This is a genomic window from Nostoc sp. UIC 10630, from assembly GCF_010747425.1.
GTDB lineage: Bacteria > Cyanobacteriota > Cyanobacteriia > Cyanobacteriales > Nostocaceae > Nostoc.
Genome location: NZ_JAAGOG010000077.1, coordinates 1 through 12,123, shown reverse-complemented (window position 1 = coordinate 12,123; position 12,123 = coordinate 1). Strand labels below are relative to the sequence as shown.

Sequence of the window (12,123 nt, the reverse complement as noted above, 5' to 3'; positions counted from 1 at the left end):
ACGAATTGTTAATGGCTGATTAGAGGCAAGGCATCTATTAGCCATTCCTATGTAGAGGCGATAAATGAGATAACAATCGAAAATCAAGCTTTTTTAGACTTGATATTTCTAGCCGTGTCAGTTAATACCTCATGGTTGAACTATAGCCTTACACTTTATGACAATTACTTGCCCAATTATTGAGAGCTGAATTATACCAAAACGATCACGGTAAGTTCAGATTAGGCAGATAAATCTTGTAGCCCTATCCATTCTTTGATAGGTTGCCATTGGCTTGCGTAAACAGTATTATTTTTACATTTTTCTTTTTGAGGCTTCCTAGGTATTTTCCCTATGACAGCTTCGGTGAATAAACTGGATTCGTTCAGCTTATAAACTGGCATTTCTTGCCAGCAGTGGCGACAAAACCAGTAACTATCTGCACCGCGTATATGTTCTAAAAGTAAGCTTGAACAGCAAGGACAGTAATTCATATTTTCTCAAACCTGTTAATAAAAGTGTTATTGCAAATCAGAGTAGTCATTTGACAAGCACGTAGATATTTAAAACAACTTGTTTATATTTTGACTATAGTTTAAAAAAATGAGGAACTTGTGAAGAAATTTAAGATACTTAATATTTTTGCAATATTTATACATACTTTTTAAGTAATAACTTTAGGCTATTGAGAAATTCTCTAATTATCTGGACTTAAGAGCAGCCTCAATACTTGTCGGGTTTTGGGGAAAAGGGGAAAGGGAAAAGGGAAAGAAAAAACCTTTAACCCTTCCCCTTTAACCTTTTCCCCAAACCCAATTCTGAGTTCAAAATCCAAAACCCGAGTAGTATTGAGAACAGCCTTACTGGTGGCGTGCAACTCGCTATGATTGAATAAAAATGTCAAACCCTTTTCCTTTAAGGCTTCTGTCTCTTGAAAGTGTGGCTGGAGCCTTATCAATAAAAGCCAAAAGTACAAATGTTCGGGAGCAAGGTTTTAATCTTTACACTCTTCAATTAATTTCAAATATTTCATACTCATAAGACTACCAAGACCATCAATTAGGGTAATCTCTTGAGATAGATGATCTGCTATCTCTAATTTGACAATAGAATGAGTTTAGCAATTCTAAAATTCTATCTACTTCCTGGTTTAGTTACTAACTTGTATCGTATCGCCTGTGTTAGGTCTTGTAAGGTTTACAGGGCAAATAGTTGATTTATTAGCAATTGCAGCAGAATAATTATTGATTTTCAACAATTTACTTACTCTAGCTTTTATTATTTCGTACTGATATCGAAAAGATCATTAGAATTGACGAATTAACTATGCGATTCAACGATCCTCTGATTAACATACCTAGTTTAACTAATGTTATTAATCGTTCTCCCTTAACGATTAGCATTGATAGTTTTGTAGTCGAAGCTATTGCCTTAATGAGTCAAGAAATAGCTAACAATTATGCACCTATTAGTTTAAATTCATTAGATTTAGGCTTGAGAACTCAACCACTAACTAGTTGCATCTTCGTTTTGGAGGCAGGAAGATTATTAGGTATTTTTACAGGAAAGGACGTAATCAAACTCATAGCTTCTGGAGTAGACTTCTCTACGCTGACAATGGCTGAAGTGATGACGCAGCCAGTAGTTACCCTTAGACAATCAGATTCTAATGATATTTTCATTGCCTTGTCATTATTGCGTCAGCATCAGACTGACTATTTGCCCGTTTTGGACGATCGCGGGCAATTACTAGGAATCATTACCCAGACTAGCCTGCTACAAGCATTTGACTTGGTAAAAATGATTGGGGTCGTTGAAGGCTTGCAAGAATATTTACAAAAACCCACAGATGAATTCAGGCGGGTTAATCAGCCAATTGAGATAGAGCAAGTCCGCAGCCAAACTCAAAATCACTTAAAATTATGGGTTGAGGCACAATCGGCTGAAATCATGCAAGTTAATCAGGAACTTCAGCTAGCTCTCGAAGAACTCCAAGTAGTGGAAGAAGAACTACGCGAACAAAACGAAGAGTTGTCTCTTGCCCGTGAGCTAGTAGAATTGGAGCGCCAACGTTACCAGGATTTGTTTGAATTTGCTCCAGATGGTTATTTGGTAACTGATGTAGCAGGGATTATCCAAGAGGCTAATCGAGCGGCAGCAACCATGCTGGCTGTCCGGCAAAAATATTTACGAAACAAACCATTAATTTTATTTATTGCTCATCAAGACCGTCAGGCTTTTAACGCCCAACTAAATAATTCGCAGCAGTTACAGGAGTGGGAAATTTCCCTAAAACCACGCGGGGGTAAAGCTTTTCCGGCTAGCGTTAGAGTTGCTGCCATGTATGATTCAGAAGGGGATCTTGTTGGCTGGCGCTGGTTACTTTGCGATATTCGCGAACGTCAACAGACAAAGGAAGCACTGCGCCAAGCTTACGAGGAGTTAGAACAACGAGTGGTGGAACGGACAGCAGAACTTGCCATGTCCAACGTTTTGTTGCGACAAGAAATTACCGATCGCCAACGCGCAGAACTTGCATTAAGGCAAAGCGAAAACCTCTATCGCCAACTTGTGGAAAGTCAAATTGACATAGTTATCCGCATTGATTTGCAGGGGCAGATTACCTTCGCTAACATGGCTGCCTGTCAAACCTTCGACTGGAAACAAGATGAGTATCATGGTCAGTCATTTTGGCAATTTTTTCACCCAGATGACTTGCCTCAAGTGATGGAGAATATCACAGCTTTAGGATCTTCATCCCAACCCTTGACTAATTTTGAGCAACTGATATTTACAGTTAAAGGTATTCGTTGGTTTCAATGGAATGCGATCGCAATTCATGATGACAAAGGAGAAGCTGTTGAAATCCAAACGGTAGGCAGAGATATTACCGAACAGCAAGCCGCGTTACACCAACGCCAACTTGCCGAAGCCGCATTACACCAAAGCGAGGAGAAATTTCGCACTTTTGCCGAAAATACCCATGCAGTCATCTGGATTGCCAGCCCAGATTCATTCCGAACCTTGTACGTTAGTCCTGCTTATGAAAAAATTTGGGGTCGCTCTTGCCAAAGTCTATTGGAGCAGCCTGAGTCCTGGATAGACAACGTTTATCCAGACGATCGCGAGCTAACCGCCAAAGCAGCAAAGCAACAACTTAGTGGTGAGGCAGCTTCAGCAGAATACCGAATTTTGCGACCTGATGGATCGGTACGCTGGATTTGGGATCGGAGCTTTACTGTTTATGATGACCAAAGAGAAGTTCAGTTTTATGGTGGCATCGCCGAAGATATCACCGAGCGTAAATTGGCCGAAGAGTCATTGCGAGAAAGTGAAGCGCGATTGAGTTTAGCTACCGAAGCAGCCCAAATGGGCATCTGGGATCGGAACCTGATCACCAATACTTGTATTTGGTCTGCCAATATGGGGCCACTTTATGGTCTACCGAGCAACACCTTGTGTCCAAGCCTTGAAGATTATTTCAATTTAATCCATCCAGAAGACCGGGAATCTGTGGCTGTGAATATAGCTCGGATGATTGCGGAAGGACAGGGATCTATAGAGTATCGGATTATCTGGTCCGACGGCAGCCTACACTGGTTAAACTGCAAAGGTCAGACTTACTATAACGAAATTGGTCAGCCGATTCGGATGATCGGCACAAATAGGGATGTCACTGAGCGCAAGCTGGCGGAACAAAAAATTTCCGAACAAGCCGCTCTACTTGATATAGCCACCGATGCCATATTAGTTAGAGATTTCCAATCTCAAATATTAGTTTGGAATAAAGGTGCAGAGAGGATGTATGGTTGGCTCTCTAGAGAGGTTATAGGAAAAGACCTCCGGAAAATTTTGTACCCAGCAGGAACCCAGCACCAACTGGAAGTACCGCTAAAAAGTGTAATTGAGAGTGGCTCGTGGCAAGGTGAGTTATTTAAAGTGACAAAATCCGGTAAAGAAATTGTTGTGCAAAGCCGATGGACATTGATGCGCGATCCTGAAGGAAAACCTAAATCTATCCTGAGTGTTGACACTGACATCACCGAAAAGAAACAACTTGAAGAACAGTTCTTTCGCGCTCAAAGATTGGAGAGTATTGGTATCCTTGCAGGTGGTATTGCCCACGACTTAAACAATATATTGACACCAATTTTGGCAGCAGCCCAATTGATACAAGGAAAATTTTTCCAAGACGAAGAGCGGTTTGGGCAACTGCTAGCACTTGTAGAAAGCAATGCCCAACGTGGAGCAGCTTTGGTGAAGCAAGTCTTGTCATTTGCACGAGGATATAAAGGAGAGCGGATAATTATCCAAGTTAAGTATCTGATTTCAGAAATTATCCAAATCGTTAAAGAAACATTTCCCAAATCTATTGAATTGTCCACGATTATCCCAGAAGACACTTGGCCTATCACTGGGGACATCACACAGCTGCATCAAGTGTTGATGAATCTGGTAGTAAATGCCCGCGATGCTTTACCAGATGGTGGCAAGATCACAATTTCTGTAGAAAATAAGTTTATTGATGAAGCTTACACCAGAATGAATCTCGATGCCCAAGTTGGGTATTACATTATGATTACCGTTGCCGATAACGGAGTTGGGATACCGCCAGAAATATTAAATAGAATTTTTGAGCCATTTTTCACTACAAAAGAAGTCAACACAGGTACAGGACTCGGACTTTCAACAGTGTTAGGCATCATTAAAAGCCATGCCGGTTTTATCAAAGTGTCTACTAATGTTGGTAAAGGCAGCAAATTTGACCTGTTTTTACCAGCAGTGGAAGCAACTGAAGCGTTCAATATAGAAGACCTGGATGTCCTTCCAGGAGAGAGAGAATTGATCTTAGTTGTAGACGATGAAGCTCAAATTAGAGAAATTACTGCAATCATTTTAGAAAACTATAACTATAGGATAGTAGCTGCCAGCAATGGCATAGAAGCGATCGCACTCTATGCCCAATACAAGCATCAAATCAATGCCGTGTTGATGGATATAATGATGCCGGAGATGGACGGAATCACCGCTATTCGCACCCTGCAAAAAATGAACAACCAGGTTAAAATTATTGCCTGTAGCGGACTGAACTCGATGGAAATCTTTGCTCAAGCTTCTGATGCTAATGTGAAAGCAGTTTTATCAAAACCCTATACGGCCAGAGAATTATTGAAAAGTTTACACAACTTATTTAGAAGCAGTGCTGAGTTATGAGCTAGGAGTAGGTATTGTGTATTGGTAAGAATTAATTCCCAATGCAATACTGCTCGATTAAGAATTTTTAACTCGGAATTGGGTTTGGGGAAAAGGTTAAAAGGTAAAGGTTAAAGGTTTTTTCTTTCCCCTTTCCCCTTTTCCCCAAAACCCGACAAGTATTGATTCCCAATGCCCTATCCCTCACAAGTTCCTCAAATTGTTTTCTTAAATTTAGAGGGTGGCCAACATTGATAAAATGGGATAAATGTAGCTAATGAATATTGTTAGGAAGATTAACGATCAGTTAGCGATCGCCGGACAAATTACACTAGACCAGCTCAAACAAATAGCTGATGAGGGTTATAAGTCTGTATTGAACTTACGTTTACCTGATGAAACAGGCTTGTTAGCTGACGAACAGGAGAAGACTGAGTTTTTGGGATTATACTACGTTAACTTCCCAACCAAAACTGAAGACATTAATCATCAAAGTATGCTCCAGATATATAAAACGATCGCTGAATTACCCAAACCGACTCTGATACATTGTGATAATTCAATTCGTTCCGCCGCAATAGTATTGTTGTATATCGCTATCAAACAGGGCATAACTTTTGAAAAAGCCCTGCAAAAAGTTATTACTTTAGGCTTAATATAATTATAAATTAAATTTATTTTTAATATAATAAAGAATTCAGGATTAAGAATTAATAATTAATTCGGTGCAAAAACCCTCACATCGCTAGCGCTACACTATCAGTGATGGATCGGAATTCTCTATTTTCTTGATTCCTATAGCGGTTCTCGAATGGAAGCAATACAGTTTGACCTCTCTCCTTTTAGGCTACGGTGTAGACACAAGTCAAATTACCCCTCTCAATCCCCCCAATGGATTGGGGGGAAGTCGGAAATCTAGTTCCCTCGCCTTTCCAAGGGGAGGGTTAGGGTGGGGTAAAAACCACTAGAGCTAGTCACAGAAGATTTGATATTTGCTTGGCTCTGATTTGTTGTAGATGTAGACGAATTTGAAACCTGGCTATTGTCTTTAATTAAACGGCTGTAAGTTCGTTGGGGAATAAAGTGGAGTGGATTGTAACCAACGAAACGCAAAATTAGTACACAAGCCCAGGAATATCTACCATCACTAATGGCTTCCATAACTTGCTCTAATTGTTCTGGACTAATGGCTTTGTGAAAATTTTTCCCAGAAGAAGAAATGTGGTAGTTCATAGCTAACCTGATGTAACTTATCTAAATCGAGGTGTATCAGTTTATGCCACCATAAGCTGTTGCTGGAATTGGGCTGAGTAGTATGTCTGCAATACAACGACGACGGATGATAATTTTAGCAGTGACTGTTTTACCAGCCTTTAATCTGCTTACATTTGGTTTGATTATGCTAAAACTTGCTGGATTTAACTTATTTATGGAGTAATTTTCTACTAGCGATCGCTCAAATTTGGCTGTATTGCTTGACCGAGAATAGTGTTTTATGCTTGATTGAGAACTAACTACTATACATAGAATAATCTGTCTTTGCTGTTACTCCAGCCAAATTGACAGTTTTTTGAATTGGGCATTGGGCAAAACAGTTCCGTTAGCGGATAGCTAAGGTTTAGCCCGTGAAGCGTTAGGAGTTACGAATTCTCCCCTTCCCCCTGCTCCCTCATCCCATAGATTTGAAGTCCTCGCAAGGTTTCATCCCATAGCTAGACGCGCGTGGTCTTTATAGTTACCTACTATTAGGTGGGAAATGTACCTCACGGAACCGGAGACTGGAGAAAAGAATGAGGTCGTGGACTAGCTAAAGTTTTGGAATTCGTCATCATGTATGAACTAGTTCAAGCTGTCTTCAACGGTGATGAAAAAACTGCTCTGCATCAGTTAATTTATACGTTGAGTGCTTCAGGTAAGGGTTATTTTCTGAGAAATGAGATTTTGCAAGCTTTTGCCGATTACTGTCATGAATCCCAAAAGCCAGCCTATTTTTACCACTCTTCTTGTATTGGCAAACTGATACAGTACACTCACGAAATAATTATTGAACAAGAAAGTACCTGGTTCGTGATTCGGCCCAAGATTGCTAACCAGGAAGTTTGGCGATTGACAGCCAATTTAGATAGCTTCGAGCAGATGACGCAACAAGCGCTGCTAGATGTAAGAGATCGCTTAGTCAACCGCTACCAACCCGGTATCCTCGAAATCGACCTTCACCCCTTTTACGAGGATTCTCCAAGAATCGACGACCCGAGAAATATTGGTCAAGGTTTAGCCTACCTTAACCGTTACCTGTGTAATCAATTGTTGACTGACCCTGAATATTGGGTAGAAATGCTGTTTCAAGCATTACAGGGGCTACAACATGATGGGATTCGGCTGCTGTTGAGCGATCGCATTCCCTCCGGTATTCATTTAGCCAAACAAATTAAGCTAGCGCTCAAATTACTGAATGAGCGATCGCCTGATGAACCTTATGAAAAATTCCGCTTAGACCTCCAAGAACTCGGCTTTGAGCCAGGTTGGGGTAACACTGCGGCGCGAGTCTCCGAAACCCTAGAACTCCTCGACCGACTCATTTACTCTCCAGAACCGGGCATATTAGAAGCATTTGTGGCCCGCGTCCCCGCCGTTTTTCGCGTCGTCCTCATTTCCATCCACGGCTGGGTTGGACAGGAAGATGTTGTCGGAAGAGATGAAACACTCAGTCAAGTTATCTACGTTCTCGAACAAGCTCGCAGCTTAGAAAACGAACTGCGCGAACAAATCAAACTCGCTGGACTAGACCAGCTAGGTATCAAACCCCATGTAATTATTCTCACCCGACTAATTCCTAACTGTGAAGGGACATTTTGTTACCTGCCCCTAGAAAAAGTCGAAGATACTGAAAATGCTTGGATATTGCGCGTTCCTTTTGGTGAATTCAATCCAGAAATTACTAACAATTGGATTTCTAAATTTGACATTTGGCCTTATTTAGAACAATTTGCTTTAGATGCAGAAAAAGAATTACTAACTCAATTCAAAGGTAAACCTAATCTTCTTGTTGGCAATTACAGCGACGGTAACTTAGTGGCTTCTCTTTTATCTCGCCGGATGAAAGTTACTCAGTGCAATATTGCCCATTCTTTAGAAAAGCCTAAGTATCTATTTAGTAATTTATATTGGCAAGATTTAGAAAATCAATACCACTTTTCGGCACAATTCACTGCTGATTTAATTAGCATGAATGCAGCCGACTTCATCATCACATCCTCCTATCAAGAAATTGTCGGCACACCAGACACTATAGGTCAATACGAATCGTATAAATGCTTTACTATGCCGCAGTTGTATCACGTAGTTGATGGGATTGATTTGTTTAGTCCCAAATTCAACTTAGTACCACCGGGAGTAAATGAAAGTATTTTCTTTCCCTATAGTCAGAAAGAAAACCGAGATTCTAACCTTTGTACAGAAATTCACGACCTACTCTTTATCCGCGAAGATCCCCAAATATTGGGTCATTTAGATAGCCCTAATAAGCGACCAATCTTTTCCGTTAGTTCCATCAGTTCAATCAAAAACCTTGCGGGATTAGCTGAGTGCTTTGGTCAAAGTCAGAGGTTGCAAGAGCATTGTAACTTGATCCTCTTGAGTAGTAAACTGCATCCTGATGAAGCTACAAACCCAGAAGAAGCAGAAGAAATCCAAAAACTCCACAATATTATTGATCAATATCATCTCCATAGTAAGATTCGCTGGCTGGGGATGCGTATTCCTAGCAGCAGCCTTGGCGAAGCCTACCGAGTAGTTGCAGATTGTCAGGGGATTTCTGTCCACTTTGCCCGCTTTGAATCCTTTGGGCGGAGCATTTTAGAAGCAATGATTTCTGGCTTGCCAACTTTCGCAACTCAATTTGGCGGTTCTTTAGAAATTATCGAAAACCAAGAGGAAGAATTTAATGTTAATCCTACAGATTTGGTAGAAACAGCAAAGAAAATTTTAGATTTTATTGAACAATGCAATACTCATCCTGAACATTGGTACGAAGTCTCAGAATGGATGAGTCAGCGAGTTCATAACCGATACAATTGGCATTTACATAGTAATCAATTACTACTACTGGCAAAAATGTTTACTTTTTGGAACTTTGTTGCACCAGAAAATAACGATGCCAGAGATCGCTATATGGAAACATTATTCCATCTCATTTATAAACCTAGAGCTGAAAAGATTTTAGAAAAGCACATGGGGGCTAATTCGTAATTCGTAATTCGTAATTGTGACTGGATGGGGATTTTGAGTCTATGAGGAGGTGTTATACCAATTTTTTATGAAGCTGCATATAATTCGATCCCCCCTAGCCCACGCCAGTCGCTCCACTTGGGGAGACCCCAGACGCTCGATGACTCGCTACCGCGCAGCGTCTCGCAGAGAAGACCGCGCTGGCTCCCCTTAATAAGGGGGGAACCAGAAAAACATCTATCAAAGTCCCCCAATTTATCGGGGGATTTAGGGGGATCAAGATATATGCAACTTCACATTAAATTGGTATTAGAACTTGAAGCATTAGGCTCAAAGACTTATTCATCCACCTCTGAATCAAATTTCCCAATTCCCCATTTCCCATTTCCCATTCCCCATTCCCCATTCCCTATTCCCTACTCCCCACTTTATGCAAACAAAAGACCATTCTCGCCATTTTATTTACACAGACTGGATATTAATCGAAACCCAGTTTGATCCTGACCAATTACAATCTAAAGAAACCGTCTTTACAATCGGCAATGGATACTTGGGAACTAGAGGTAGTTTTGAGGAAGGGTATCCTCATTCATTACCAGCTACTTTTATCAACGGTGTCTACGACGATGTGCCGGTAGTGTACACGGAACTAGTAAATTGCCCTGACTGGCTACCCTTGATAGTAATTGTGAATGGCGATCGCTTCCGTCTCGATCAAGGTGAGGTATTGAGCTATGATCGCCAACTCGATCTCCGTCAGGGATTAGTCATTCGGGCTTTGCGTTGGCGTTCTCCTAGTGGAAACACCATAGACATCAGCTTTGAACGCTTTGCCAGTCTCGCAGATCCGCACGTGTTGGCGCTACGCTGCCATTTAACGCCAATAGATTTTGATGGGTTAATCGAAATTCAAGCTAGTATCAACGGCTATCCTGAAAATCAGGGTTTTAATCACTGGGAAGGACTAGATCAGGGTAAAACTGACCAGGGAATTTGGTTACAACGCCGCACCCGCCACTCCCGAATTGAACTTGGGATGGGAGCTAAGGTGACAATCTTAGGCGCTGAAGCATCTTTGCAAGTCAATACCGCACCTGGTTATCCAACCTTAAGCAGTAACTTCTTAGCTAAGGCGCAACAGACTGTAACAGTAGAAAAATTAGTGACAGTTTTTACCTCACAGGAGATTGATACCCCAGTCTCAGCCGCTCAAGAAAAACTCGCCCACCTGCCAGACTACCCAACCCTACAAAAAGCCAATCAGCAGGCATGGGATAAGGTTTGGCAGCAAAGTGACATCCTAATTGAGGGGGATAGCACAGCTGCTTTTGCTGTTCGCTACAATGTGTTTCAGCTGCTGATTGCTGGCGCACGCAATGATGATAGGGTGAGCATTCCTGCTAAAACACTTTCGGGGTTTGGCTATCGCGGTCATATATTTTGGGATACAGAAATTTTTATGCTGCCCCTATTTATATTTACCCAGCCAGTGATCGCTCGAAACTTACTCAGTTATCGTTGGCACACCTTACCAGGAGCTAGACGCAAAGCGGTCCATTACGGCTATAAAGGGGCAATGTTTGCCTGGGAAAGTGCTGATACTGGAGATGAAGTAACACCACGTTGGGCACTCGGAAATGATTTTTATGGTGAAGATGTGCGGATTTGGTGCCGCGATCGCGAAATTCATATCAATGCAGATATTCCCTACGCCGCTTGGAATTATTGGCAAACCACTGGTGATGATGAGTGGATGCAAAAGTGCGGCGCAGAGATCATCTTAGATACTGCTATCTTCTGGGCGAGTCGGGTAGAATTCAATCCTGAGCGTCAACAGTATGAAATTCGCGGCGTGATCGGAGTAGATGAATACCATGAACTCGTTCACAACAACGCCTTTACAAATCGGATGACGCAATGGCATTTAGAGAAAGCGATCGCAGTCTATGATTGGCTGGTTCAAAAATTCCCCGAACGAGCCAGAGAATTAGAAGAAAAACTACAACTCACTGTTCAAGATCGATCGCACTGGCAAGATATTATCAACAAAATATTGTTTCTCTATGACCCATCAACAGAACTCATTGAGCAGTGCGAGGGGTTTTTCCAATTAGAAGATATAAATTTAGCAGACTACGAACCACGCGATCGCTCTATGCAACCGATCTTGGGTGTTGAGAAAATCAACAAATATCAAGTAATCAAACAACCAGATATATTGATGCTTCTTTATTTAATGCGAGAATCAGCAGATTTTCCCTACAGCGCAAAAGCATTGCAGGCAAACTGGGATTACTACGCACCCCGTACCGATATTACTTATGGTTCCTCCCTTGGCCCAGCAGTTCACGCCATCTTAGCTTCCGATTTAGGCAAATCAACCGAAGCTTACGAAGTTTTTCTGCACGCATTAATGGTGGATCTTGAAGATAACCGAGGTAACACCAGCGATGGAATTCATGGTGCTAGTGCTGGTGGCATTTGGCAAGCTGTAATTTTTGGATTCGGTGGCATCCAAATCACTGAAAACGGCCCAGTAGCTAACCCCCATCTGCCTGATGGCTGGACGCGCCTAAAGTTTAAACTGCATTGGGGCAATAAATGGCACGATTTCGATCTCCGCAAAGGACAAATCCCCCAAAATATAACTCGTCAACTAGAATATCTCCAACTTTCTCTGTCCCCAAATCTCCCCTCAAATGAGGTAGGGGGCAGGGGGCAGGG

Annotated in this window: 7 protein-coding genes; 5 read left to right on the top strand and 2 right to left on the bottom strand. The window is 41.7% G+C overall.

Annotated elements, in window-relative coordinates; all coding sequences use genetic code 11:
• Positions 1-221: 221 nt before the first annotated feature.
• Positions 222-473: a hypothetical protein gene (locus G1O98_RS18630; RefSeq protein ID WP_163930434.1), complete on the bottom strand. Its 252-nt coding sequence runs from the start codon at positions 471-473 to the stop codon at positions 222-224.
• A gap of 832 nt (positions 474-1,305) precedes the next feature.
• Here G1O98_RS18630 and G1O98_RS18625 point away from each other — a divergent pair.
• Both G1O98_RS18625 and G1O98_RS18620 read left to right on the top strand, forming a co-directional pair.
• The gene (locus G1O98_RS18625) at positions 1,306-5,193 is read left to right on the top strand and encodes a PAS domain S-box protein (protein ID WP_163930432.1); all 3,888 of its coding nucleotides are present in this window, start codon (positions 1,306-1,308) and stop codon (positions 5,191-5,193) included.
• 256 nt (positions 5,194-5,449) lie between these two features.
• Positions 5,450-5,833, top strand: coding sequence for a sulfur transferase domain-containing protein (locus G1O98_RS18620; RefSeq protein WP_163930430.1), 384 nt, complete (start codon positions 5,450-5,452; stop codon positions 5,831-5,833).
• Positions 5,834-6,087: 254 nt separating this feature from the next.
• Here G1O98_RS18620 and G1O98_RS18615 read toward each other — a convergent pair whose 3' ends face one another.
• The gene (locus G1O98_RS18615) at positions 6,088-6,405 is read right to left on the bottom strand and encodes a HetP family heterocyst commitment protein (RefSeq protein WP_163930428.1); all 318 of its coding nucleotides are present in this window, start codon (positions 6,403-6,405) and stop codon (positions 6,088-6,090) included.
• 82 nt (positions 6,406-6,487) lie between these two features.
• On the opposite strand from G1O98_RS18615, the gene G1O98_RS40755 reads away from it, so the two are divergent.
• The 3 genes from G1O98_RS40755 to G1O98_RS18605 form a co-directional block, all read left to right on the top strand.
• A complete protein-coding gene (locus G1O98_RS40755; RefSeq protein ID WP_265578552.1) occupies positions 6,488-6,610 on the top strand; it encodes a hypothetical protein in 123 nt (40 codons plus the stop codon).
• A 392-nt stretch (positions 6,611-7,002) separates the two neighbouring features.
• On the top strand, positions 7,003-9,420 hold the full coding sequence (locus tag G1O98_RS18610) for a sucrose synthase (protein WP_163930426.1): 2,418 nt from the start codon (positions 7,003-7,005) through the stop codon (positions 9,418-9,420).
• 409 nt (positions 9,421-9,829) lie between these two features.
• A partial coding sequence (locus tag G1O98_RS18605; protein ID WP_243458476.1) for a glycoside hydrolase family 65 protein occupies positions 9,830-12,123 on the top strand: 2,294 nt, incomplete at its 3' end.

What these genes read in the sequence shown, in the direction of transcription:
- G1O98_RS18630 (WP_163930434.1), bottom strand. Translation starts at nt 473, where the DNA reads ATGAATTACTGTCCTTGCTGTTCAAGCTTACTTTTAGAACATATACGC.
- G1O98_RS18625 (WP_163930432.1), top strand. Translation starts at nt 1,306, where the DNA reads ATGCGATTCAACGATCCTCTGATTAACATACCTAGTTTAACTAATGTT.
- G1O98_RS18620 (WP_163930430.1), top strand. Translation starts at nt 5,450, where the DNA reads ATGAATATTGTTAGGAAGATTAACGATCAGTTAGCGATCGCCGGACAA.
- G1O98_RS18615 (WP_163930428.1), bottom strand. Translation starts at nt 6,405, where the DNA reads ATGAACTACCACATTTCTTCTTCTGGGAAAAATTTTCACAAAGCCATT.
- G1O98_RS40755 (WP_265578552.1), top strand. Translation starts at nt 6,488, where the DNA reads ATGTCTGCAATACAACGACGACGGATGATAATTTTAGCAGTGACTGTT.
- G1O98_RS18610 (WP_163930426.1), top strand. Translation starts at nt 7,003, where the DNA reads ATGTATGAACTAGTTCAAGCTGTCTTCAACGGTGATGAAAAAACTGCT.